Genomic DNA, 24,328 nt, shown 5'->3' on the forward strand with positions numbered 1-24,328 from the left:
ACATGATTTTAACAAAAATAACCAAAAATAACTTAGCGAAAAACATGGAGTTAGACAATGATTCAGCCTAACGAGTTTAGCCAAGAACAAGCAACAGCTCTCCCTACACCCAATGACATGATTTTAAAATGGGCAGAAGAACGCCCAGATGAAGTCTATTTGAAACAGATTATTAATCGCCAATTTGTCGAATTTACTTATAAAGAAGTAGCAGACAAAGCACTGAAATTGGCGTCAGCATTAGAAGGACTCGGAGCCCAACCTGGCGATCGAGTCGCTCTCGTATCAAAAAACTGTGCAGAGTGGTTCATCTGCGATCTTGCCATGATGTTAGGAGATTTTGTCAGCGTCCCAATCTTTCCAACAGCGGGGGCAGATACCATTCAGTATTGTATTGAGCATAGTGAAAGTAAAATTGTGATTGCGGGTAAGCTTGACGATCCTAAAGCCACTCAAAAAGTACTTGATGACAACCCGAGCTTGGTGAGTATTTCACTGCCATACGACAGCGCAGCGAAGTGCCAACACACTTTCGAGCAGCTCATTGAGACACATGAACCATCAACCAAACGCCCTCAGCATCACGACGATAAGCTGATGTCACTTGTTTATACATCGGGTACATCAGGGTTACCAAAAGGCGCAATGCTCACCTACGGCGCGTTTACTTGGTCTGTTCAAAGGTTGATTGACCATATTGGGATCCAACCTGGCGATCGCCTGTTTTCTTACCTACCGCTTGCTCATATTACAGAACGCGTTTACATCTTTGGTTCTTCAGTAATGGGGGGCGTGGTTACGGCTTTCCCTGAATCTTTAGACACCTTTATTGATGATGTGAAAATGCATCGCCCTACGCTGTTTATTTCAGTTCCTCGCTTATGGACTCTGTTCCAGCAGCGAATCCAAGACAAATTGCCACAGAAGAAACTGAACTTCTTACTGAAGATTCCGTTTATCAACAACATCATTAAGAAGAAACTTGCTGATGGCTTAGGGTTAGACCAAGCTCGCGTTCTTGGATGTGGTTCTGCACCTGTATCACCCGCTCTACTCGCATGGTATGAGAGTGTTGGCCTGCACATTACCGAGGCATGGGGCATGACAGAGTCTTTCGCCTACAGCACGCTCAACTACCCATTCAGAGCCGATAAAATTGGTACGGTTGGTAATGCAGGTCCAGGGATCGAACTCAAAATAGCTGAAGATGAAGAGATTCTAGTTCGAGGCAAAGGCTTATTCTCTGGTTACTACAAGAATGATATTGCAACCCAAGAGTCTTTTAACTCGGATGGTTGGCTTCATACCGGTGATATCGGTGATATCGATAGTGAAGGTTACCTAACGATTCGTGGGCGTAAGAAAGATACCTTTAAAACCGCTAAAGGTAAGTTTGTTGCCCCTGTACCAATCGAAAACAAACTGTTTGAGTACAGCCGCGTAGAAATGATGTGTTTGATAGGTCTTGGCCTACCTGGTCCAATCCTACTTGTGGTACCGCATGACTTCCCTAATTTCGATCGAGCTCGCTATGAGAAAACGACAAAGCGCGTTATCGAGAAAATGAACGAGCAGCTTGGTTCACACGAGAAGATCAAAGGTGTATTGATGATTAAGGAACCATGGAGCATTGAGAATGGCGTGTTAACCCCGACTCTCAAAATCAAGCGACATATCCTTGAGCAGAAATACCATGAAGTTGGTCATAACTGGCCGAAAGATAAATTGGTGGTTTGGGAAGAATAATTAAAATCGAGAGGGAGCCATTATGGCTCCTTTTTTGTAAGCTCACATTATAAGTACTTAGTATAATCCGCAGCATCACTACTCTCGTAATCTAAGCCGACATCCTTTCTCATTCGATGACTTAACGATTCCAAGCAAACAACTTGTCTAGATTTAGCCCCCTTCCTCACCTTAGTATTGTCATTGATTTTAAGTACCTGAGTAACAAATATTCCGACCCAACAGGTTATTGCTTTCATGTTCTCTCTCTTGTATTCCCTTTGTATTTATCGCTATTATGAAAACAACCTGTTCGATAATCGAACAACCATTATTAACAAGAACTATAAGCTGAGATTATGGACAATAGACTGCGTCACCTTTCAGGTCTCCGTTACTTTGAAGTTGCGGCTCGCTTGAGCAACTACAGCAAAGCTGCTGAAGAGCTGTTCGTCACTCAAGCAGCCGTCAGCCAGAAGATTCGACAGTTAGAAGAACAGGTTGGATGTAAGCTTTTTATTCGTAAGGGGCGTGCAATGACTTTGACGCATGAAGGGCACACACTTTTTAGACATGTCTCTGATGGATTTCAAGAGGTTCTGCTGGGGTTAAACAAGATCCAATCAGAACCTATTCAAGGGCTGCTTGTTGTTAGAAGTCCCCCTTCTTTTGCTTCGCGTTGGTTACTGCCTAGGCTGTGGAAGTTCTCGGTAAAGCACCCAGAAATCCCAATTAAGGTGCTAACAGGGTCTGATACCCCAAGTTTAAAACATGGCGAGATTGATGTGGCTATTCTGCAGGGCGAAGATCTATGCGTTGAAGAAGGCTTGACTCTAGAGATGCTAATCAACGAACCGGTTTACCCTTTTTGTTCTCCTGAACTCGCAAACTCTTTGAACTTCACATCACCTGAACAACTCCTCAAATGTTGGCTAATTCAGTTTGATAGCGGTTGTTTCCCGTGGGAGGAATGGTTTAGGCAAGCAAACATATCGACTCAAAGCAGCACCATTCAGTGGATGGAAGTAGGCACCTTTGATATGGGGCTAACCACGGTCATGGCAGGGCATGGGGTTTGCTTGGCAACCGACAGCTTGGCTGGTGACTTCATCGAACGCGGCTTGCTAGTGAAGCCCTTTGATATAGGCATGACACCTAGGGTTCAAGTCAACCTATGCTTTGATCCTAACTCCCCGAGAGAAGAGCGTATTACCGCGTTCACCAATTGGTTGCACGAAGAAGTAAACGAGCTATTGGAGAGTTAAATCTTATCTCCCACTTCTTTATATAAACTATAAACCTAACTCAACATAGAACGGTAACGTAAACCTCCCGACACCGACAAAACTATGTTGAGTTAAAGCAACGTCGAGTTAAAAGCTACGTTGCCTTGAATCACTCCCAAAATGACTTCTTCAGTTCTTTCTCGACTTGTTCCGACGTAATCCCAATATCTCTCAGTAAATAATCGGGTAGCTCAGACAGTTGCTTTCTGGTTCTACGATTTTGAAAGTACAGGTCTAATTTAGAATAGAATTTCTTAATTGATAATGATGATAAAAATGAATGGTTGGTATTTGCTGTTGCTGTGATCGTATTCATAGCCTTTCTCCTGTTGATCTTTTGCTTTGTTATGGTCAATAATCGACCAACAGAGCAACATCGACAAACGATAGATACTGGCATTCAGTTAAGGAAAACTAATGTGAGAGAACGAACCCCACCATTCCAAGGGATCTATTACTTTTACACGGCGGCTGAAACTGGCAGTTTCAAGCTCGCAGCACAAAAGCTATTTGTCACGGCTGCAGCAGTCAGCCAACAAATTCGCCAACTTGAAGAATGGTTAGGCGCAGACCTGTTTATTCGCCAGCACCGAAAAATAGTATTAACTCATGAAGGTGAAGTGCTCTATCTACAAGCGAAGAAAGGCTTTGCTCATATTCAAGATGGAGTAAGACGAATAAACCAAGACCCCAACCCCACTCAGTTATCGATTTCGACCGTACCCTCTTTTGCACAACATTGGTTAGTGCCTAGAATTGGCGACTTCCGCGACCGTCACCCAGATTTATCTATGTTAATAGAACCGACCAACAAACTGGTTACCTTTGAAGACTCAGCTGTCGATGTCTGTGTTCGATATGGTCATGGTAACTACCCAAATATTGAATCACGTTGGTTAATGGACGAAGTTGTTTACCCTGTCTGTCATCCTATCTATCAAGAAAAATATGGAATCTATGACATCAGCGATCTGCATAAAGCAGAGTTAATTGAAGACCGTTGGCCTGATATGGATTGGAATCTATGGTTAGACGTTGCTGGGGCGAAGGCAGGACGTTCATCATTGCAATTTGACGGCTCACATTTTGTTTTAGAGGGTGCATTATCCGTTCAGGGCGTTGCCTTGGTTAAGCACAGCTTGGTGTATCGCTATTTGCAGGAAAAGAAACTCGTCCGAATCGGTAATATCGCGCTGAAGCCTAAATACAATTACTTTTTATGCGCGCCTCCAGGTTACTTCCATCGAGAAAAGATAAAACGCTTCGAAGAATGGATGCAGACTCAAGTTAAATTGTTTGGTGATACAGGTAGAGAAGAGCTTTCGATTATCCACACCGATTACGAACTCAAATGGTCGGATAATTCATAAAGCGAAACTGGTATACTTAGCTCAAATAAATGGCGAGAACATCTCATGACACAAGACAATAATCCACTTCACGGTATCACTCTACAGAAGCTACTGACTGAATTAGTTGAACATTACGGTTGGGAAGAGTTGAGTTACATGGTGAACATCAACTGCTTTAAAAAAGACCCGAGCATTAAATCGAGCTTAAAATTTTTGCGTAAAACAGATTGGGCTCGTACCAAGGTAGAGCAGATTTACATCGACTTAAAGCGTTAATCTCTCCCTACTTTATCTGTCCCGTGTTGATTAAATACGGGACAACCCCTGTGTCTACTTTTTAGGGGCCATATCAATATCACATCTCGCATCTCTCGCATCTCTCGCATCTCTCGCATCTCTCGCATCTCTCGCATCGTATGTTACAAGCAATAAAAAGCCCCGCAAGCTTTCACTTGCGGGGCTTTTTTAGCTAATTGAGAAAAGGGCTAATTACTTACCAGCTTCTTTTTCTGCTTTAACTTTTGCAATCACTTCGTCAGCAACGTTAGTTGGACATGGTGCGTATTGTGCGAATTCCATAGAGAATTGGCCACGACCAGAAGTGATAGTACGTAGGTGACCGATGTAGCCGAACATCTCAGAAAGAGGTACGTCAGCTTTAATACGAACACCAGTAACGCCAGCTTGTTGATCTTTGATCATGCCACGACGACGGTTAAGGTCACCGATAACATCACCAACGTGATCGTCTGGAGTGAACACGTCAACGTTCATGATTGGCTCAAGAAGTTGCGCGCCAGCTTTAGGCATAGATTGACGGAATGCGCCTTTCGCTGCGATTTCAAATGCGATAGCAGATGAATCGACTGCGTGGAAACCACCATCGAAAAGTTCAACTTCAACGTCTAGAGTTGGGAAGCCAGCTAGTACGCCGTTTTCCATCATAGATGCGAAGCCTTTCTCAACTGCAGGCCAGAATTCTTTAGGAACGTTACCGCCCACAACTACAGAGTTGAACTTGAAGCCAGAACCTGCTTCGCCTGGTTTGATACGGTAATCGATCTTACCGAATTGACCAGAACCACCAGATTGCTTCTTGTGCGTGTAGCTATCTTCAATTGCTTGAGTGATAGTTTCACGGTAAGCAACTTGAGGAGCACCTACAGTTAGGTCAACGCCGTATGTACGCTTAAGGATATCTACCTTGATGTCTAGGTGAAGTTCACCCATACCTTTCAGGATAGTTTCGCCAGTCTCTTCGTCAGTCTCAACTTGGAAAGATGGATCTTCTGCAACCATTTTACCGATAGCGATACCCATTTTCTCAGAACCGCCTTTATCTTTTGGAGATACAGCGATTGAGATTACTGGAGTTGGGAATACCATTGGCTCAAGCGTTACTTGGTGCTTAGGATCACATAGAGTGTGACCAGTTTGCACGTTCTTCATACCAACGATCGCAATGATGTCACCAGCTTGTGCGCTAGTTAGTTCGTTACGGTCATCAGCTTGCATCTCAACCATACGGCCAACACGTTCAGTCTTGCCAGTGAATGAGTTAAGAATCGTGTCACCTTTGTTCAGTTTACCAGAGTAAATACGAACGAAAGTTAGAGCACCGAAGCGGTCATCCATGATTTTGAATGCAAGCGCTTTGAAAGTCTCATCTGTAGAAACGATAGCGTGTTCGCCAGTTTCTTCACCGTTCTCATCCATTAGAGGCTGAGGGTCAACTTCAGTTGGTGCTGGTAGGTAATCTACTACAGCATCAAGGATAAGTTGCATACCTTTGTTCTTGAACGCAGAACCACAGAACGTTGGGAAGAATGCGATATCACGAGTACCTTTACGGATACAACGCTTAACGTCTTCAATAGAAGGCTCTTCACCTTCCATGTAAGCTTCCATTAGGTCATCGTCTTGCTCTACAGCAGTTTCGATTAGCTCTTCACGGTATTGCTCAACGTCATCAACCATGTCCGCTGGAACATCTTTGATTTCGTAGTTTTCAGGAAGACCAGTGTCATCCCAAACGTATGCTTTACGGCTTAGTAGGTCTACAACACCAACGAACTCGTCTTCACGGCCGATTGGTAGAACCATTACTAGAGGAGTTGCACCTAGAACGTTTTTAACTTGGTCAACAACGTTGTAGAAGTCTGCACCCATACGGTCTAGTTTGTTAACGAAGATCAGACGAGATACTTCTGATTCGTTAGCGTAGCGCCAGTTAGTTTCTGATTGAGGTTCAACACCACCAGAACCACAGAATACACCGATACCGCCATCAAGAACTTTAAGAGAACGGTATACTTCAACTGTGAAGTCAACGTGTCCAGGAGTATCGATAACGTTTAGACGGTGATCGTTCCAAAAACAGCTTACAGCTGCTGATTGGATAGTAATACCGCGCTCAGCTTCCTGTTCCATGAAGTCAGTCGTTGATTCGCCATCATGTACTTCACCAGTCTTGTGGATTTGACCAGTTAGCTTAAGGATACGCTCAGTGGTAGTTGTTTTACCCGCATCAACGTGCGCGAAAATACCAATGTTTCTGTATTTCGATAAATCTGCCATTGTCTTACTCTGTTAATAGGATATAAAATGCGCGCAGAGTATATCACAATCTGTGAAGACTGATAGCTTTGCATGCATTTGGGACTAAAAAACTTTGCCTTTTTCTAACATATAGAAAAAGGCACTCAGTAGTAACAATCTAAATGATTGTTAATTATAGTGCTAACCTAAAGCCTAATCGGCGTTAAGGTTAGGCTGAATTGCTGCAGTATAGAGTAGCTGAAGTGAGTTCAATTACAACTCATCAAAAGCATTAATTGCTTCCGATAATTTTTTCACACCGTGGATCTGCATTCCTGGAATGCCACCTTTAGGCATGTTAGCCGCCGGTACAATCGCTTTCTTAAAGCCGTGTTTAAATGCTTCATTTAAACGCTCTTGTCCGCTCGGTACAGGTCGAATCTCACCCGCTAGGCCTACTTCTCCAAATACCACCACATCTTTTGGTAATGCGCGGTCTCTGAAACTAGAAAGTAGAGCCATCACCAGCGCAAGATCAGCACTGGTTTCGGTTACTTTAACACCACCGACGACATTCACAAACACATCTTGGTCAGCCATTTGTAAGCCGCCGTGTTTATGCAGCACCGCTAATAACAAAGAAAGCCTGTTTTGCTCTAGGCCGACAGCGACGCGACGTGGGTTAGCCAGCTGTGAATAATCCACCAGCGCTTGGATTTCGACAAGAAGTGGACGCGTCCCTTCCCACACCACCATGACAGAACTGCCCGAGGTTTCTTCTTCACCACGAGACAAGAAGATAGCGGATGGGTTGCTGACTTCTTTTAGCCCTTGGCCTGTCATCGCAAACACACCCAGTTCATTCACTGCACCAAAACGGTTTTTGTGGCTGCGTAGCGTTCTAAAACGGCTATCGGTTCCGCCATCTAATAAAACAGAACAGTCAATAATGTGCTCAAGTACTTTTGGCCCTGCTAAGGTGCCGTCTTTAGTTACGTGTCCAACTAAGAACACAGCAACGTTATTCTGTTTTGCGTAGCGCGTTAATGCGGTTGCCGATTCACGAACCTGTGCAACACTGCCCGGAGAAGATTGAACATCCGCAACGTGCATAACTTGGATCGAGTCGATAACCATGATCTTTGGCTGTTCTTTTTCAGCAACCTGACAGATCTTATCTACGTTGGTTTCAGAGAGCATCTTTAGGTGCTCTTTTGGTAATCCAAGTCGAGAGGCGCGCATTGCAACCTGCTGTAAAGATTCTTCACCTGTTACATAAAGAGTCGGCAGTTGAGAAGAGAGCTGACACATGGTCTGCAATAATAGTGTTGATTTACCCGCGCCTGGGTTACCACCAATCAGGATCGCAGCACCCGGTACGACACCACCACCAAGTACGCGGTCTAGCTCTTTAAAGCCACTGCTAAAACGTGGGACTTCTTGCAGATCGATTTCTGACAGCGTTTGAACCGAAGATTCAGTTGCACCGCCCGCATAACCACTCAATCGTTCATTACGTGCGACCTGAGGTGAAGCGGCTAACCTAACTTCTGTAATCGTGTTCCAAGCACCACATGCATTGCACTGCCCCTGCCAACGTGGAAAATCGGCACCACAGTCATTACACACATAAGCTCGCTTTGCCTTCGCCATAAAACCTCAATAATTTACTCAATTACACAATGATGTTGTCAATTTGTGACTTATTTGACCGTACGGATAAAAATAAAAGTTGCAGTCATACCACTTATACTTAAAGATCGATTTAAACTAGTCGATAACATAAACGCACCGTCCATTCTAACAAGAAAAGTATGCAGCAATCTGAAATTCTATCTGTAGCAGAACGTTTAATCCCGGCTTACCACGCCGAAGATTTCGAATTCCTTCTTTCTCAAATGACAGAAGGGGAATCGCCGTCTCTGAAGCTGCTCGTTAAAATGGAACTGAATCGTATCATGGCTCCGTGTACAAAGAGCATTGATTTACGCGGGCGTATTGATAATGAGTGTCGTCAGTTCACTCTCGATGGCCGTAAGCACTGGCTCGATGATATCGCTTTAAACGCATATCAACGTGGTACGAAAAAGTTTAAAGGTTACACAGAAGGCGCATGGGAGTTAGTAATGACTCCGCGAACTCAGCCTCTGAGCGTTGTTAAAACATCTTCTCAAGGTAACCACGACATTACTAGCGCCAATAGCCCGTACGAAGCGGAAGCTATTAACCTAGGTTACGACTTAAAACGCCAAGAGAACAGACTCAAGATTAGCTCGCAGGTCGAGATCACCACATCGAAAGGGCAAAGCCTACATGGTGTAACGGTTGATATCTCCCCGTCGGGTGCAAAGTTCAAAGTACCGAGCGCCTTTCGATACAACCTCGGCGAGATCATCAGCGTTAAGTTCTCAGAGCTTATCGAAAAGTCCCAAGAAAACGATGTTAACCAAGCGGTTGAATTTCGTGTTTTGGGTATCGACGAATCTTATGAGAACAACGCGGTCAAATTTCTAAGAACCATCAAGGTAAGCGACAACAATATTGTGGCTCGCTTACTCGATGAGTCTTTAAATAGCACCAGTAAGAAAACCAGCCATGAGAATCAAGATAGGATTATTCGAACTCGTACTCGAGGAATCGAACATACCTATCTAAAGCATACTTGTAACCTACCCCTGTTTTTCAGCGGCAGCGAACTAAAGCTTGCCCTACTGACGGATAACAACCATCCATTATGGCAATATTGGCACGACGAACGAAATCAACAAGCGCTGGGTACCCTGTTCAACGAGCAACGTATGAACCTGTTGGCGAAACCAGGAGTGAAGGGAACCAGTAACGTTATCTACTCTTTTACCCATGAACACCAAAACAAGACCTTGTTCTATTCAATGATGCTGCCTGAAGCCTCTCGTGAACAAAGACAGCTGTTCTGGCACATCGGTGGCAAACGTAAAAGTTGGAAGGCGTTCAAGTTCTCGGTTTTCGAACTTTCAGACACTGAGCGACAAGCATTAGCTAAACACTCGGATACGCTGGCTCAAAGCTCAGCTCAACTGACGCATTGCGGAATCTTGCAAGAGATTGGCGATCACGAAAGTGCGGCGGACTATCTTCTGAGTGAAAAGCCACGCATTCCAAGCAGTGAATTGAACCGCTTCCGTCACCCGCGTACTGTCGTCGGCAATAGTCAAAGCATCTACTTTGACTCTCAGACTCGTCGTAAAGAGCCGAGATACCAATTTAAGTCACCGTTGCAACTTACATCACAAGATGGCGCAGCGGCGAACGGACACACCTTAGATATTTCGAAGCGTGGACTGAGCATTAGCCTTGAACACCCAATGGTACTCAAGATTAATGATCCGGTATTAGTGAACTTCAATGAACTGCAGCTCTATGACAAGAACCTGCCACTGAGCACAGTGCCTTACCACGTAATTCGAGTGAGTCCGAATGGTCGCAACGTGCAGTTGGTTATTGCCGAGAACGCCAAGACAATGCGTACCATCGCTTTCCTTAATGGGCTTATCGATCAAAACCAAAGTAAGCTGATTAAGAAGCAAGAGATACTGCCAACACATTCGCTACTCGAATCACTGCACAACATTTTGTTGAGCAAGATGGTCAGTAACCCAATATTCATTGATAAGCCAAGTTCAACGCTGCGCTGTAAGATCATTGGTGTGAATTTCCCACTGAATAAGCATCTAACGTTACTTGCTAAACTTGGTCACAACCAAAAGTTCTCACTCGAGCCAATCTTCAAGGGTCACACCAACTCACTGTTGGCTGAGCCACTAAAAAGAATTGAAGGTGCGGAGCCTAAGCATCATGACGTGTACATTGCTGCAGTGAAGTTTGGCGACAAAATCCAGTCGGTACACACCAAGTTGGTCAAAGACTTCGCCTCAGCAAAGGAACGCATCTTATTCATCAAGAAAGCGCAGCACTTAGGTGATGTGTATGTATTGCGAGTCACCACGGCACCTATCTTTAATCCGCTAACGAGTTTATTCCAGTCGGATTTAGAAGAGCTTTCACGCATCAGTATGCATCAAGCTAAGAAGCTAGAGAATGAGGTGACGGCGTTTATCGGTTATGGCGAGATAGAGGACATTACCGATGAAGTGCTGATTCGATTGGAGCTAACACGCTAGCCTCGAGTGGCGTATTAACTTAAGCATGAAAATTGAAAAAGCAGGCTGATAGCCTGCTTTTTTTGTGTCTGAGCCACTATTGCTAAATAAGATACATAGCCAATAGCACTTAGGTAGAGCCCCTAAGGTTTCGCTTGCCAGCTGATCTTCTGTTGCTTAGCCAATACACCCGACAAGATACACAGCACACCGCCTAAACCTGCGTAACGAACAGCAGTTTGAGCTTGCTGCTCTACTTTTGGTTTTGCGTGGTAGGCAATGCCTAAACCTGCAGAGCCCATCATCACCAAGTCATTGGCACCATCACCAACGGCAACGGTATTATGTAGTTCCAATTCGTACTCTTCAGCCAACTCTACCAAGATATCCGCTTTGGTCTGCGCCGAAACAACATCGCCTAAGACTTCACCCGTCAACTTACCGTTGACGATCTCAAGCGTGTTTGATTGAGCATGGTCTAGATCAAGGGTATCTTTCAGGTAGTCAGAGAAGTAAGTAAAACCGCCTGATGCAATCGCCGTTTTCCAGCCAAGCTTATTTAGAGTATTCACCAGCCCGACCAAGTCTGGCATGAATGGCAATGACTGACGCACTTGCTCTAATATCGATTCATCCGCACCTTTCAGTGCTCCTACTCGCTGGCGTAGGCTCTGTTCAAAGTCGAGCTCGCCTTGCATTGCTCGTTCTGTGATTTCAGAGACTAACTCTCCCACTCCAGCTAGCTTGGCAATCTCATCGATGCATTCAATTTGAATCGCTGTGGAATCCATATCCATCACGATCAAACCTGGCTTAGATAAGTCTGGGACCTCGCTAAGGCAAGCATAATCAAGCTTTAGCGCTTGGAGGATTTCTTCGTGTGCTGGCGTTAGATTGCCTGACATCAAAGCCACTTCATAATGCCCAACCTTCCACGTATCGAGGATGGTGTTGTAAGTGCCAGTGAAAAAGTCGATGTCATCGAAAGATTGTGGAGATAGGTACTCACCAAACACAATCCAATTGGCCTTGGATTTAGCGAGTTGAGAAGCGAAACGAGTCTCGGGGAGTCGAGTTAATAATGTCGTATGCCTTTTTATCGGCAGATATTTCTGAGCGTCCATGTGTATGATTCCTAATTAACTATGCTAAACGTTAACCTATTGCAATTTGAAAACGCAAGTCTCAATATGTCTTAATCATAACATTTGTTTATTTCAGGCTTCGTGAAACATGAATGAATCATTGTTCTCAATACGTAACGCTTTACGAATGCTAGCCCTCATTTTGTTGGCTACCATGTTCGTTGTAACGATTAAAAATACGGTCGTGATCAGTAAAGGTAACGAGAAGATCCAAGCAAAACAGTTGGAAACTCTTACCAAGCTGCTTATCTCTCAGGCATCACTTTCAGCCAGCAAGATGATCACGCAACAAGACCAAGAGCGATTGCTTGATCTGACTAACCAGCTATCTCAAGACCGACTGGTGTTCGATACCACCATCTATGATGCAGAGGGTATTCGACTGGCTTCGAGCGAAAAAGCCCTCTCGGTACGTGAGGTTCTTGGCTTAGATACACCACTTTCAACAGCAAGTATCGGCAGACAACAGTTAGTTGAACCTATTTATTCTCCAGAGAAAACGATCATCGGCTTTATTCGAGTGACTTTTGAAACCGGTAAGATGACGGCGATTTCTGATCACCACTACCGCAAAAGTGATCGCTACATGATCGGTATGGTGTTGATGGGGTTTGTGAGTGGCGTGTTGTTCATCATGCTGATTCGCAGAAGACCAACTAAGTCTGGTGAGAACTTACTATTGAAAAATGTAAGCTCATAAACACACTAAGCTTACAATAAATACTAGACTCAGAATAAGTACAGCAATCCAATAAAAAGCCCCGACGCTCAGGCAGCAACGGGGCTTTTTGTTATCTGTTAACTTATCAAGCTAAGACAAATCAAGATTATTCTTGGTCACCAAGCAACACTGAGTCTAGTGCGATAACCATCATGTCGTTGAAAGTCGTTTGACGTTCATCTGATGTCGTTTGCTCACCAGTCTTGATGTGGTCAGAAACAGTACAGATCGTTAGAGCTTTTGCGCCGTATTCAGCACATACACCATAGATGCCAGCCGCTTCCATCTCTACGCCAACAATGCCGTATTTGTCCATTACTTCGAACATCTCTGGATCTGGCGTGTAGAACAGCTCAGCCGAGAACAGGTTACCGACTTTTACGCCGACACCGAGAGCTTTGGCTGCATCTTCTGCCGCGCGCACCATTTTGTAATCCGCAATAGCCGCAAAGTCATGATCTTTAAAGCGAATACGGTTCACTTTAGAGTCAGTACATGCGCCCATGCCGATCACCACATCACGCACTTTGATATCTTCGCTCACTGCACCACAACTGCCCACACGAATGATCTTCTTCACACCAAAGTCTTTGATAAGCTCAGTCGCGTAAATAGAACAAGATGGAATGCCCATACCGTGTCCCATTACCGAAACCTTACGACCTTTGTAAGTACCGGTGTAACCAAACATGTTGCGAACGTCGCACACTTGAACCACTTCTTCTAAGAAGGTTTCAGCGATGTATTTAGCACGTAGCGGATCGCCTGGCATTAAAACTACGTCAGCGAAATCACCCATTTCAGCATTAATATGTGGAGTAGCCATTGAAAATATCCTTAATCTCAAAACAAAAAAAGAAGAGAGAAGTTTCCCTCTCTCTTCGTTAACTATTATAGAAAGCTTGTACCGTGTCCCATTGGCGATGTACCAAAGTATGACGCTAAGCTTTGACCGATATCAGCAAATGTATCGCGACGGCCTAAAGAACCGGCTGGAACCTTCTGACCGTAAACAATCACAGGGATGTGCTCACGAGTATGGTCTGTACCTGGCCATGTCGGATCACAACCGTGGTCTGCAGTTAGGATAAGCACATCGTCTTCTTTCATCATATCGATGATTTCATCGATGCGACCATCGAAGTACTCAAGTGCCGCTGCGTAACCAGCAACATCACGGCGGTGGCCGTAAGCTGAGTCGAAATCAACGAAGTTAGTGAACACGATAGTGTTGTCGCCTGCTTCATTGATCGCATCTTTGGTTGCTTCAAATAGCGCAGGAATACCTGTTGCTTTGGTTTTCTGAGTGATGCCACAACCCGCGTAGATATCAGAGATCTTGCCGATTGAGTGAACGTTACCGCCCTTCTCATCAACCAACTTCTGAAGAATGGTGGCTGCAGGTGGCTCAACAGAAAGATCACGACGGTTACCAGTACGTTCGAATTGACCTTTACCTGGGCCAATGAACGGACGAGCGATAACACGACCAATGTTGTAGTCTTCTAGCTCTTCACGAGCAATCTGACAAAGGTCTAATAGGTTTTGCAGGCCGAATGTCTCTTCGTGACAAGCGATCTGGAAAACAGAGTCTGCAGAAGTATAGAAGATTGGCAGACCAGTCTTCATGTGCTCTTCACCTAGGTTATCTAGGATTTCCGTACCAGATGAGTGGCAGTTACCCAAGAAACCAGACAGGCCTGCACGCTCAAGGATGCGGTCAGTCAGTTCTTTTGGGAAGCTGTTCTCTTTGTCGGTGAAGTAGCCCCAGTCAAACAGTACAGGAACACCTGCGATTTCCCAGTGACCTGATGGCGTGTCTTTACCAGAAGACAGCTCAGCAGCGTGACCGTAAGCGCCAATGATCTCTGCGTCTGCATCCATACCAGGAGCAAAACGACCCGTAGACTCTTTGTGAGCCATCGCTAGACCTAGCTTAGACAGGTTTGGCAGTGCCAGTGAACCTTTACGATCTGCATTGTCTGCAAGACCTTGGTCACAATGATCTGCGATGTGGCCCATAGTGTCAGAACCTACATCACCAAATTTGTCTGCATCCGCTGTTTCACCGATACCGAATGAATCTAAAACTAAAATAAATGCTCTTTTCATTTTCTTCACCAACTTATTGCTCTTTGCACCAGAACTCTGTTTATCGGTATACGCGAGGTATACCGATACCTGTTATTTACACGTCTTCAGAACGAATCTGACGGTAAACGTCTGGCGTTGCTGTATATTCTCCGCCCACAGTGATTGCATTTTGTAATGCTGTTGCAGCTTCTTGCCACTGTTGTTCGTTACGAGCATGAATCATTGCTAATGGCTTATCTTCACTTGCTACTTCACCTAGGCGAATGAAGTGATCAAAACCGACTGCGTAATCAATGCTGTCAGTTGCTACACGACGACCGCCGCCCATACCAACCACAGCCATACCAATTGCACGAGTATCCATTGCTGATACCACACCGCTTTCTAACGCGTACACTGGCTTAATAATGTCTGCTTTTTCTAGGTAGTTATCGTAGTTCATTACGAAATCAACTGGACCACCAAGGCCCGCTACCATTTTACCGAAGCACTCTGCTGCCTTACCGTTATCCAGTACTGCCATCAGTTTTTCGCGCGCTTCGTCTGAGTCTTTAGCTAGGTTACCGAGCACCAGCATTTCAGCACACGATGCTAGAGTGATCTCTAACAAGCGAGGGTTACGGTATTCACCCGTTAGGAACTGAACCGCTTCACGAACTTCTACTGCGTTACCCGCTGAAGAAGCCAGCACTTGGTTCATGTCCGTTAGGATTGCTGTTGTTTTAGTACCCGCACCGTTTGCTACTGCAACGATAGATTTCGCTAGCTCTTCAGATGCTTCGTAAGTCGGCATGAATGCGCCTGAACCTACTTTTACATCCATCACTAGAGAATCAAGGCCCGCAGCCAGTTTCTTAGATAGGATTGAAGCCGTGATCAGCGAGATGTTATCGACTGTTGCTGTGATATCACGAGTTGCGTAAACACGCTTGTCAGCAGGAGCTAGATCGCCTGTTTGACCGATGATAGCCACGCCAGCATCTTTCGTTACTTCACCGAACACATCGTTGGTTGGTGTAATGTTGTAACCCGGAATAGATTCCAGCTTGTCTAGCGTACCGCCAGTGTGGCCTAAACCACGACCAGAGATCATTGGAACGAAACCGCCACATGCTGCCACCATTGGGCCAAGCATCAGAGAAGTAACGTCGCCAACACCACCAGTAGAGTGTTTATCAACGATTGGGCCATCAAAGTTCATGTGGCTCCAGTCAATCACCATGCCTGAATCACGCATTGCACACGTTAGTGCGATACGTTCTGGCATCGTCATTTCATTAAAAAAGATAGCCATTGCGAATGCGGCAATTTGGCCTTCAGAAACCGTGTTCTTAGCCACACCTTGAATGAAGAAGTTAATTTCTTCAGCTGTTAGGACTTCACCGTCACGTTTTCTGCGAATAATTTCTTGAGGTAGATACATTAGTGCCTCCCAAACTCTAGTGAGTATGGTTTGTAGGGAAAAGAGGTAATATGGAGTGGCTTGACGCCACTCCATCAAACAGACTTATTATGTTCAATACTCTAAATATTTGGCGTTGCAGTTAGGCGACCAGTGAGTTCATTCCTATGAGCATAGAGGCTCTATGTGATTAGGAGGAACTTACGCAGTCAACAACGCTGCGGTGTCAAATATGACGAGTAAATTAGTATGCTGCTGGATCAGCAGTCTGGTCTGTCACTTCTAATGTATTAAGAAGGTTAGTTAGTAGGCTTGAAGCACCAAAACGGTAGTGCATGTTGTCTGCCCACTCAGCGCCTAGTAGCTCATCAGCCATTGCTAGGTATAGTGCTGCATCTTCAGCAGTACGTACGCCACCAGCTGGTTTGAAACCAACTGTTTTAGCAACGCCCATGTCACGGATAACTTCAAGCATCATGCGCGCGTACTCTGGAGTCGCGTTTACTGGCACTTTACCTGTTGAAGTTTTGATGAAGTCTGCACCTGCTTCGATACAGATTTGAGAAGCTTTCTTGATTAGTGCTTCTTCTTTCAGTTCACCTGTTTCGATGATCACTTTAAGCGTGATGTCACCACAAGCTGCTTTACACTGTTTAACTAGCTCAAAGCCAACTTCTTCGTTGCCAGCAATAAGAGCACGGTATGGGAATACTACGTCAACTTCGTCTGCGCCGTACGCTACCGCTGCTTTTGTTTCTGCAACAGCAATTTCGATGTCGTCATTACCATGAGGGAAGTTAGTTACAGTCGCAATGCGTACTTCTGGAGTACCTTGCTCACGCAACGCTTTCTTAGCTGCTGGGATAAAGCGAGGGTAAATACAGATTGCAGCGGTGTTGCCTACTGCAGTCTTCGCGTCATGACAAAGCGCCACTACTTTTTCAGTAGTATCGTCGTCATTTAGCGTAGTTAGGTCCATAAGTTTAAGTGCACGTAGAGCTGCTGCTTTTAAATCGCTCATTTCTATCTCCGATCAATATATTCAAATAGTTAACTACTTCGCCCTCCATCCAGTATAGATGGATATTTTAGTAATGCTCAGTAGCCACAAATGAACGGACTTGGTTCCCTGAAGACTTGATAACTTTCGCTACCAATTGCAATCCTTGTCACCGCACAGTACCAGTTTGGTCTATGGCACAACAAATCAGTCATGTTGTGTCTAACATCTATAGCGTATCGCTAATTTTGGCTTAATCCCAGAAGAATAACGTTCGAGTTGATTTCGAGGTTACTTTCTTGCCAACAGAGACATCCTATCCCTTTAGCTTATACATTATAGGTATCCATCAATAAATTGTAGTGCTCCTTAGAACGCAAACGGTTTGTATCTCAAAAAAACATTCTAGACCCTACATCGAATCTAAGCATAAGCGCGTGCATATACTAAAAACGGCAGGCCTAAAAACAAAAAAGCCCCGCAGCAATTTCTTGCTACGGGGCGATATTATTATGGCGTCTATATATCGATTTCTAACTAATTAGAAAGACAGGAAGAAGCCAGCAATTGTTGCTGCCATCAGGTTAGATAGAGTACCAGCAATTACCGCTTTAACACCCATACGTGCGATGTCGTGGCGACGGCTTGGTGCAATACCACCTAGACCACCTAGAAGAATCGCAATTGAAGAAAGGTTTGCGAAACCACATAGTGCGAATGCGATGATAGCTTGAGTCTTCTCAGACATCACTTGACCAGTTGCTGCAACAACTTGAGCGTTTTCACCAACGTATGGTACGAAGTTTAGGTATGCAACGAATTCGTTAACAACTGTCTTCTGACCAATGAAAGAACCAGCGATAGTTGCTTCTTCCCATGGAACACCAATGATGAATGCTAGCGGTGCGAAGATCCAACCTAGAAGAAGTTCTAGAGTTAGGTTTTCCATACCGAACCAACCACCGATGCCACCTAGGATACCGTTGATTAGAGCAATTAGACCGATGAATGCTAGTAGCATTGCACCAACGTTAAGTGCTAGTTGTAGACCAACTGATGCGCCACCTGCTGCTGCGTCGATAACGTTAGCTGGTTTGTCATCGCCACCGTCCATTTCGTCAGCGATGTTGTCGTCTGGCGTATCTGTTTCAGGCTTGATGATTTTAGCGAATAGTAGACCACCTGGTGCTGCCATGAATGATGCTGCTACAAGGTACTCTAGAGGTACACCCATAGATGCGTAACCCGCTAGTACACCACCAGCTACAGAAGCCAAACCACCACACATTACTGCGAATAGTTCAGAGTTAGTCATTTTAGGAACAAATGGACGAACAACTAGAGGTGCTTCAGTTTGACCAACGAAGATGTTTGCTGCTGCAGACATAGACTCGGCGCGAGAAGTACCTAGAGCTTTCTGAAGACCACCACCAAGAACTTTGATTACAATTTGCATAACACCAATGTAGTAAAGTACAGAGATAAGTGCAGAGAAGAAAATCAGAGTTGGTAGTACTTGGAAAGCAAAGATGAAACCGATACCGTCAACTGAGAAGTTAACTAGGCTGCCGAATAGGAAACCAGTACCGTCTTTACCGTAGTCGATCACGTTTGCTACACCAGCAGAGAAACCTGCAAGTAGATCACGACCCCAAGGGATGTAAAGTACGAATGCACCAAGTGCGAATTGGATAGCGAAAGCGCCACCCACTGTTCTTAGATTAATAGCTTTGCGGTTGTCAGATAGTAGTACTGCGATTGCGATCAGTGCAACCATTCCGACTAGGCTCATAAACAGGCTCATAGTTTATGACTTCCTTATTAGTTATTTATTGGCGTGTTACAAAATGGGGCTATAAAGCGGAGGCAATTATACTCATGCGACCACTAATAAAGTAATGCCGTCCTCACACTTTCGTAGAAGATTCATGTACCATTCACACGCAAATGTGACCCAAATCACAAGCTCAGTGCAATTTACGCAAACGATAAACAAAAACCTTCGATTTTATTCACATATACCGAATGCGCGATGGCTATTTTGCCAAATTTGCGCTGCAATCGATTGCTTTGGCTCTTTTCTAAGCAAAAAAAGTTCATTTAAGATCGTAACTAAATATTTGGAATGATTAACATTTCCTTGGTTTCCATACATGGGCATGTCCGGAGCATCCGTTTCCAATACCAGACATTCAAGGGGCAATTTTGCGATGGTTGTGCGTGTTTTTTGCGCTCTTGGGTAAGTTATCGTTCCACCGACGCCAATATAGAAACCGAGCTTGATCCACGCCAAAGCTTGCTGTTCACTCCCAGAAAAACCGTGAATCACACCACCTAAGGTGAACTTATGCTGCTTTATTAGCTCGATAAGTCGGTTGTAAGACTTCCTCTCATGGATGATTAAAGGCAGGTCAAACGCCTTGGCAAGTTCCATTTGCTGGATGAAAAAGCGCTCTTGTTTCTCCTGTTCCACATCCACAAAAAAGTCCAACCCACACTCACCAATGGCCACACACTGACGTGTTTTTGATGCGAGTAGTTGGTGAAGTTCTTCAAATTGCATCTCATCCGCTTGCTCTAAAAAGTAAGGATGGAAGCCTAATGCGTAGTAAACATTGGGGTGAGATTGCGCAATTTTCTCAAGCTTATGCCAGTTATTTTGACCGATAGAAGGGATGAGTAACTTCTCAACTTGAGCCTGTTTTGCCTCTTTGATATATCCCTCAATGCTCAGCTCATGGGTAAAACCTTGCTCAAACGCCCCAAAGTCTGCGTGGCAATGTGTATCAAATAGCGGAAAATCACTTGTTTGCTGTGTCATCTTTCCCACTCTCAGCTTGCTGCCCTTGAGGATCTCGACGATAAGGAACACAACTGCGCTTGTTTTCAGGCGTTAGCCCAAGCTCTTCACACCACTTATCATATCTTTTAACCCAAGTTTTTATCCAACCCAACATAACTGCCTCTAACCTCAGCCTTTAAACCTCAAATAAAACGCATTAAAAAACGCCTATTGCAGAACAATAGACGTTTTTGTTTAACTCTAATAGATCGCGGAGAAATTAGTGCTCGCGCGTCGCTCGGAATTGAACTTCAGGGAAACGTTCAGAAGCTAGGTTCAAGTTCACCATAGTTGGTGCGATGTAAGACAGGTTGTCACCGCCATCTAGCGCTAGGTTAGATTGGTTCTTACGTTTGAACTCTTCCAGTTTCTTAGCGTCGTCACACTCAACCCAGCGAGCTGTTGCAACGTTAACACCTTCGTAGATAGCTTCTACGTTGTATTCCGCTTTCAAGCGCGCTACAACCACGTCGAACTGAAGTACACCAACCGCACCAACGATCAGATCGTTGTTCTGCATAGGACGGAATACTTGTACTGCGCCCTCTTCAGAAAGCTGAACTAAGCCTTTTAGAAGTTGCTTCTGCTTAAGTGGATCGCGTAGGCGAATACGACGGAATAGCTCAGGTGCGAAGTTAGGAATACCAGCGAACTTAAGGCTCTCACCTTGAGTAAAGGTATCGCCAATCTGGATTGTGCCATGGTTATGCAGACCAATAATGTCACCAGCGTATGCTTTTTCAGCACGCGCACGGTCGCCCGCCATGAAGGTTACCGCATCCGAAATACTTACGTTCTTACCAGTACGAACATGGTTCATCTTCATGCCTTGGTCGTAAGTACCTGATACGATACGCATGAATGCGATACGGTCACGGTGTTTTGGATCCATGTTTGCTTGGATCTTAAACACGAAACCAGAGAATTTCTCTTCTGTCGCTTCTACATCACGCTCATTCGCTTGGCGCGTTTGAGGTGCAGGAGCCCACTTCGTTAGACCATCAAGCATGTGGTCAACACCAAAGTTACCCAATGCAGTACCGAAGTAAACCGGCGTTAGTTCACCCGCTAGGAACAGTTCATGATCAAACTCAGGACAAGCACCGATAACAAGCTCTAGTTCTTCACGTACGCTTTCCGCAAGATCAGCACCTACCGCTTCATCTAGCTCAGGGTTGTCCAAACCTTTAATGATGCGAACTTCTTGAATCTCATGACCGTGGCCAGATTCGTACAAGATCGTTTCGTCACGGTGAATATGGTAAACACCTTTAAACTCTTTACCACAACCGATTGGCCATGAGATCGGAGCACAGGCCATACCTAGCTCGCTTTCCACTTCATCAAGCACTTCCATCGGGTCACGAACATCACGGTCAAGTTTGTTCATAAACGTTACGATTGGAGTATCACGAAGACGTGTTACTTCCATCAGCTTACGAGTACGGTCTTCGACACCTTTAGCAGCATCGATAACCATCAAACAAGAATCAACCGCTGTTAGCGTACGGTACGTATCTTCCGAGAAATCTTCGTGTCCTGGAGTATCGAGTAGGTTTACTAGGCAATCATTGTATGGGAATTGCATTACCGACGTAGTTACCGAGATACCACGTTCTTTTTCCATCTCCATCCAGTCAGATTTAGCGTGCTGGTTAGAGCCACGGCCTTTTACGGTACCCGCTTTTTGAATCGCGTTTCCGAATAAAAGAACTTTTTCAGTAATCGTGGTTTTACCCGCATCCGGGTGAGAGATAATCGCAAACGTTCTACGTTTGCTCACTTCTTGTTGGAAAGACATAGTCGCCCTTTGCTGATCTAAAGCGTAAAAAGGGCAAGTAGATAATACTTGCCCTTGAATTCTGTGTGCGGATTATACAGAAAGCGTATCACTTTCTAAAGGGTCAGTTTACACCCTATTTTTTGGCTAATTTTGTGATTAGCTATCTAGTTAGCGAAAAGACGTAACATGACTAGCTAGAAGACATAAAAAGATAGCTCATAATGATGGCATCTTCGTTGCCTTGTTTAGTTGGATAGTAATTACGACGGCGATCAACTTCGTTGAAGCCTGCCTTTTCGTAAAGATTAAACGCGTTCACATTACTTTCGCGAACTTCCAGCCAAGCGCTTTCAGCATCAGCTTGTTCACATATATCAAGGAAATGTTCAGTTAGTGCCTTACCATAACCTTTGCCTTGCTTGCTTGGGTCTACCGCAATATTAAGCAGCGTCACTTCACCAACAATATTTTGAGCGAAGAAATAGCCCACCACTTGTCCATCAACTTCAAGGACATGATGACAAGCGCCTCGGCTATCAAGATCTCGGATCATATTTTCAGACCAAGGGTGAGAATGCGCGGCCTGCTCTATCTTCCAAATGGCGTCTAGGTGTTGTTGTGAAGTCGGTAAAAATTGATTAGTCATAAGCACAAATTTGTTGCCATAAGTCGCGGCGGTGTTGGTTGTTACCGTTAATGTCAGACAGTAATGGCGATTGAAGTGTTTTAGCCTTCAGCTCTTGAGCCGACTCACAACCAGCAAACCATATCCACTCAACCGAACCTAAATCCACAGTAGACAAGTGTTGCGGTTGAAGGTGTAAAGCCTGAGATAAGTCGAGCTTGATACTTTTGAGTACTCGCTCAAACATCACGGCGAGATCTTCCTGAGGTTTTTCAGGCGAAACCAACAGTAACTTGCAATCGCTCGAGAGCGGAGTCAATTCAGATTCATAACCTGCTAAACGCTCTGGGTGACTTAGTTCCCATTGGCTAATGCCCATCTCATGTAGGTATTGCGCGTGTGTTTGTGACATATCTAGCGGTAGTAACCTTAAGTTTATTGGAACCAAAGTTTATTGGAGCCAGAAGTTTGTTAGAACTAGTTTTGTGAAAGCTGCCTCTATTGAAAGAGCGCTTATTAGAGCAGGGCTGATACTAACAAAAAATAAAGGAGCATCAAGCTCCTTTATTTAGACTAAATCAGTTTGTATCTTGTTGCGTGATAAATCAGCTTATAAGTCGTTGAACTCGGGGCTGTAAGCAATCTCACCAGCATGTCCAGCAAACGCACCGTTTACCAATTCAATCGCTTGGAAAGCACCTTCAGGCACATCCCAAACACAACTCAGGCCAAACTCGCTCGCAGCCTTGAAACCAAAGCGGCTGTAATAAGCAGGGTCACCCAACACAACGCAAGCTGGGTAACCAAAATCAACCAAAGTGGAAAACGCATCTTCAACTAGAGATTTGGCAATGCCTTGGTTGCGGAACTCTTCTTTCACAGCGAGAGGCGCAAGCCCTTGCCAGTTATGATCGTCGCCATCAAGAGTGATAGGGCTAAACATCAGGTGACCAACCACCTCGCCTTCATCAGAACAAGCCACCAGCGATAGCGTTAAATGGCTATTCTCACGCAAGCTCATAACCAAGTTAGCTTCTGCATCTGTTTCAAAAACAGATTTCAATAAACGATCAATGACAAGTATATCTGCCGGTGCTTCAGTTCGAATAAGCATTCATTACCTCACTTTGTGTATCTGGGGATTGTACTCCCTTCTGCACAAAATCAGCTAATTGATTTAACAAAGTTTTCATAGGAGTCGGCAATAAGTCCAAATCTACGCTATCCATCAAGTTTTTAACTTCTAAACCGAGCTCGGTATCGCCTTCAATAGACAGTCTACGTTGGAAGAAAAGCGTATCTGGGTCTTCTTTACGCCCCGCAATCAACACAAGATCGTTAAGATTGCCGCTAAAGCTTACATCTTCAACCACCTCTTTATCAGCTACAACCAGTTGCTCATTTTTGTAGCTAATACACCAACTTAACCCCATGTCTTTTATTGAGACTTTCAGCCATTTGTCTTCTAAAAACTCAAAGTCACCGTCCTCTAAAGCTTCCTTGAATACATTCTTAAGCGCCTCCAATAAGGCTCTTTTTTGTACTGTTTTAGGCAATAACTGGACTGGAGATCGCAAAATTGATGCGGCATTTTGAACTAGTTGAGTGCGAATCTTGTTTATCACGTGACTTATCCGTAACTTTGTCAATAATATGGAATGCATCATAGATGATGT

The 24,328-nt window shown here is 44.6% G+C and carries 22 protein-coding genes; 6 read left to right on the forward strand and 16 right to left on the reverse strand.

What is annotated here, in order from left to right; all coding sequences use genetic code 11:
- Positions 1-57 precede the first annotated feature (57 nt).
- Positions 58-1,746: an AMP-binding protein gene (locus A6D97_RS06415; protein ID WP_017060826.1), complete on the forward strand. Its 1,689-nt coding sequence runs from the start codon at positions 58-60 to the stop codon at positions 1,744-1,746.
- Between the two features lie 338 nt (positions 1,747-2,084).
- Positions 2,085-2,990, forward strand: coding sequence for a LysR substrate-binding domain-containing protein (locus A6D97_RS06425; RefSeq protein ID WP_065584039.1), 906 nt, complete (start codon positions 2,085-2,087; stop codon positions 2,988-2,990).
- Positions 2,991-3,120: 130 nt separating this feature from the next.
- On the opposite strand, the gene A6D97_RS06430 is transcribed toward A6D97_RS06425, so the two are convergent.
- On the reverse strand, positions 3,121-3,327 hold the full coding sequence (locus A6D97_RS06430; protein ID WP_065584040.1) for a DUF1127 domain-containing protein: 207 nt from the start codon (positions 3,325-3,327) through the stop codon (positions 3,121-3,123).
- 103 nt (positions 3,328-3,430) lie between these two features.
- Here A6D97_RS06430 and A6D97_RS06435 point away from each other — a divergent pair, with 103 nt between their 5' ends.
- On the forward strand, positions 3,431-4,381 hold the full coding sequence (locus tag A6D97_RS06435; RefSeq protein WP_065584041.1) for a LysR substrate-binding domain-containing protein: 951 nt from the start codon (positions 3,431-3,433) through the stop codon (positions 4,379-4,381).
- Between the two features lie 45 nt (positions 4,382-4,426).
- Positions 4,427-4,639, forward strand: coding sequence for a VF530 family protein (locus A6D97_RS06440; RefSeq protein ID WP_012604684.1), 213 nt, complete (start codon positions 4,427-4,429; stop codon positions 4,637-4,639).
- A gap of 213 nt (positions 4,640-4,852) precedes the next feature.
- Here A6D97_RS06440 and fusA read toward each other — a convergent pair whose 3' ends face one another.
- On the reverse strand, positions 4,853-6,940 hold the full coding sequence (fusA, locus tag A6D97_RS06445) for an elongation factor G (protein WP_017058825.1): 2,088 nt from the start codon (positions 6,938-6,940) through the stop codon (positions 4,853-4,855).
- A 234-nt stretch (positions 6,941-7,174) separates the two neighbouring features.
- A complete protein-coding gene (gene radA / locus A6D97_RS06450; RefSeq protein ID WP_017063288.1) occupies positions 7,175-8,554 on the reverse strand; it encodes a DNA repair protein RadA in 1,380 nt (459 codons plus the stop codon).
- A 161-nt stretch (positions 8,555-8,715) separates the two neighbouring features.
- On the opposite strand from radA, the gene A6D97_RS06455 reads away from it, so the two are divergent.
- A complete protein-coding gene (locus A6D97_RS06455) occupies positions 8,716-11,061 on the forward strand; it encodes a PilZ domain-containing protein (protein WP_065584042.1) in 2,346 nt (781 codons plus the stop codon).
- 122 nt (positions 11,062-11,183) lie between these two features.
- Here A6D97_RS06455 and serB read toward each other — a convergent pair whose 3' ends face one another.
- Entirely contained in the window at positions 11,184-12,164 is a 981-nt protein-coding gene (serB, locus tag A6D97_RS06460; protein WP_017058828.1) for a phosphoserine phosphatase, read from the reverse strand.
- Between the two features lie 109 nt (positions 12,165-12,273).
- On the opposite strand from serB, the gene A6D97_RS06465 reads away from it, so the two are divergent.
- Entirely contained in the window at positions 12,274-12,885 is a 612-nt protein-coding gene (locus A6D97_RS06465; protein ID WP_076655999.1) for a YtjB family periplasmic protein, read from the forward strand.
- A gap of 127 nt (positions 12,886-13,012) precedes the next feature.
- On the opposite strand, the gene deoD is transcribed toward A6D97_RS06465, so the two are convergent.
- From deoD to A6D97_RS06520, 12 genes are all read right to left on the reverse strand, one after another.
- Complete coding sequence (gene deoD / locus A6D97_RS06470; RefSeq protein ID WP_017063285.1) at positions 13,013-13,732, reverse strand: purine-nucleoside phosphorylase; 720 nt, start codon at positions 13,730-13,732, stop codon at positions 13,013-13,015.
- 65 nt (positions 13,733-13,797) lie between these two features.
- On the reverse strand, positions 13,798-15,018 hold the full coding sequence (locus A6D97_RS06475; protein ID WP_065584043.1) for a phosphopentomutase: 1,221 nt from the start codon (positions 15,016-15,018) through the stop codon (positions 13,798-13,800).
- 76 nt (positions 15,019-15,094) lie between these two features.
- Positions 15,095-16,423, reverse strand: a complete 1,329-nt coding sequence (gene deoA, locus A6D97_RS06480) for a thymidine phosphorylase (RefSeq protein WP_017063283.1) — start codon at positions 16,421-16,423, stop codon at positions 15,095-15,097.
- A gap of 223 nt (positions 16,424-16,646) precedes the next feature.
- Complete coding sequence (gene deoC / locus A6D97_RS06485) at positions 16,647-17,423, reverse strand: deoxyribose-phosphate aldolase (RefSeq protein ID WP_010436196.1); 777 nt, start codon at positions 17,421-17,423, stop codon at positions 16,647-16,649.
- A 520-nt stretch (positions 17,424-17,943) separates the two neighbouring features.
- Positions 17,944-19,206 (reverse strand): NupC/NupG family nucleoside CNT transporter, encoded by a 1,263-nt coding sequence (locus tag A6D97_RS06490; RefSeq protein WP_017058833.1) that lies wholly within the window; start codon positions 19,204-19,206, stop codon positions 17,944-17,946.
- 204 nt (positions 19,207-19,410) lie between these two features.
- Positions 19,411-20,223: a TatD family hydrolase gene (locus tag A6D97_RS06495; protein WP_065584044.1), complete on the reverse strand. Its 813-nt coding sequence runs from the start codon at positions 20,221-20,223 to the stop codon at positions 19,411-19,413.
- Positions 20,204-20,359, reverse strand: a complete 156-nt coding sequence (locus tag A6D97_RS21980; RefSeq protein ID WP_170791810.1) for a DUF5363 family protein — start codon at positions 20,357-20,359, stop codon at positions 20,204-20,206. Before A6D97_RS21980 ends, A6D97_RS06495 begins: the two co-directional genes overlap by 20 nt.
- Before the next feature lie 105 nt (positions 20,360-20,464).
- Complete coding sequence (prfC, locus tag A6D97_RS06500) at positions 20,465-22,045, reverse strand: peptide chain release factor 3 (protein WP_017063282.1); 1,581 nt, start codon at positions 22,043-22,045, stop codon at positions 20,465-20,467.
- A 172-nt stretch (positions 22,046-22,217) separates the two neighbouring features.
- Complete coding sequence (gene rimI, locus A6D97_RS06505) at positions 22,218-22,673, reverse strand: ribosomal protein S18-alanine N-acetyltransferase (RefSeq protein ID WP_065584045.1); 456 nt, start codon at positions 22,671-22,673, stop codon at positions 22,218-22,220.
- A complete protein-coding gene (locus tag A6D97_RS06510; protein ID WP_017063280.1) occupies positions 22,666-23,064 on the reverse strand; it encodes a DNA polymerase III subunit psi in 399 nt (132 codons plus the stop codon). The genes rimI and A6D97_RS06510 overlap by 8 nt, the downstream gene beginning before the upstream one ends.
- Positions 23,065-23,262: 198 nt before the next feature.
- Positions 23,263-23,766 carry an N-acetyltransferase gene (locus A6D97_RS06515; protein ID WP_017063279.1) on the reverse strand — a complete coding sequence of 168 codons (504 nt, stop codon included), beginning with the start codon at positions 23,764-23,766 and terminating at the stop codon, positions 23,263-23,265.
- The gene (locus tag A6D97_RS06520) at positions 23,750-24,277 is read right to left on the reverse strand and encodes an SCP2 domain-containing protein (RefSeq protein ID WP_029235120.1); all 528 of its coding nucleotides are present in this window, start codon (positions 24,275-24,277) and stop codon (positions 23,750-23,752) included. The genes A6D97_RS06515 and A6D97_RS06520 overlap by 17 nt, the downstream gene beginning before the upstream one ends.
- Positions 24,278-24,328: the final 51 nt, after the last annotated feature.

Source organism: Vibrio sp. ZF57, from assembly GCF_001691235.1.
In the GTDB taxonomy this organism is placed as follows: Bacteria; Pseudomonadota; Gammaproteobacteria; order Enterobacterales; family Vibrionaceae; genus Vibrio; species Vibrio crassostreae_C.

Excerpts from the sequence above, each read along its gene's own strand:
- deoC (WP_010436196.1), bottom strand. The coding sequence starts at position 17,423 with ATGAGCGATTTAAAAGCAGCAGCTCTACGTGCACTTAAACTTATGGAC.
- serB (WP_017058828.1), bottom strand. The coding sequence starts at position 12,164 with ATGGACGCTCAGAAATATCTGCCGATAAAAAGGCATACGACATTATTA.
- radA (WP_017063288.1), bottom strand. The coding sequence starts at position 8,554 with ATGGCGAAGGCAAAGCGAGCTTATGTGTGTAATGACTGTGGTGCCGAT.
- A6D97_RS06490 (WP_017058833.1), bottom strand. The coding sequence starts at position 19,206 with ATGAGCCTGTTTATGAGCCTAGTCGGAATGGTTGCACTGATCGCAATC.
- A6D97_RS06515 (WP_017063279.1), bottom strand. The coding sequence starts at position 23,766 with ATGCTTATTCGAACTGAAGCACCGGCAGATATACTTGTCATTGATCGT.
- prfC (WP_017063282.1), bottom strand. The coding sequence starts at position 22,045 with ATGTCTTTCCAACAAGAAGTGAGCAAACGTAGAACGTTTGCGATTATC.
- A6D97_RS21980 (WP_170791810.1), bottom strand. The coding sequence starts at position 20,359 with ATGTTGGGTTGGATAAAAACTTGGGTTAAAAGATATGATAAGTGGTGT.
- rimI (WP_065584045.1), bottom strand. The coding sequence starts at position 22,673 with ATGACTAATCAATTTTTACCGACTTCACAACAACACCTAGACGCCATT.
- deoA (WP_017063283.1), bottom strand. The coding sequence starts at position 16,423 with ATGTATCTACCTCAAGAAATTATTCGCAGAAAACGTGACGGTGAAGTC.
- A6D97_RS06455 (WP_065584042.1), top strand. The coding sequence starts at position 8,716 with ATGCAGCAATCTGAAATTCTATCTGTAGCAGAACGTTTAATCCCGGCT.
- A6D97_RS06495 (WP_065584044.1), bottom strand. The coding sequence starts at position 20,223 with ATGACACAGCAAACAAGTGATTTTCCGCTATTTGATACACATTGCCAC.
- A6D97_RS06425 (WP_065584039.1), top strand. The coding sequence starts at position 2,085 with ATGGACAATAGACTGCGTCACCTTTCAGGTCTCCGTTACTTTGAAGTT.
- A6D97_RS06465 (WP_076655999.1), top strand. The coding sequence starts at position 12,274 with ATGAATGAATCATTGTTCTCAATACGTAACGCTTTACGAATGCTAGCC.
- A6D97_RS06475 (WP_065584043.1), bottom strand. The coding sequence starts at position 15,018 with ATGAAAAGAGCATTTATTTTAGTTTTAGATTCATTCGGTATCGGTGAA.
- A6D97_RS06430 (WP_065584040.1), bottom strand. The coding sequence starts at position 3,327 with ATGAATACGATCACAGCAACAGCAAATACCAACCATTCATTTTTATCA.
- fusA (WP_017058825.1), bottom strand. The coding sequence starts at position 6,940 with ATGGCAGATTTATCGAAATACAGAAACATTGGTATTTTCGCGCACGTT.
- A6D97_RS06440 (WP_012604684.1), top strand. The coding sequence starts at position 4,427 with ATGACACAAGACAATAATCCACTTCACGGTATCACTCTACAGAAGCTA.
- A6D97_RS06415 (WP_017060826.1), top strand. The coding sequence starts at position 58 with ATGATTCAGCCTAACGAGTTTAGCCAAGAACAAGCAACAGCTCTCCCT.
- deoD (WP_017063285.1), bottom strand. The coding sequence starts at position 13,732 with ATGGCTACTCCACATATTAATGCTGAAATGGGTGATTTCGCTGACGTA.
- A6D97_RS06510 (WP_017063280.1), bottom strand. The coding sequence starts at position 23,064 with ATGTCACAAACACACGCGCAATACCTACATGAGATGGGCATTAGCCAA.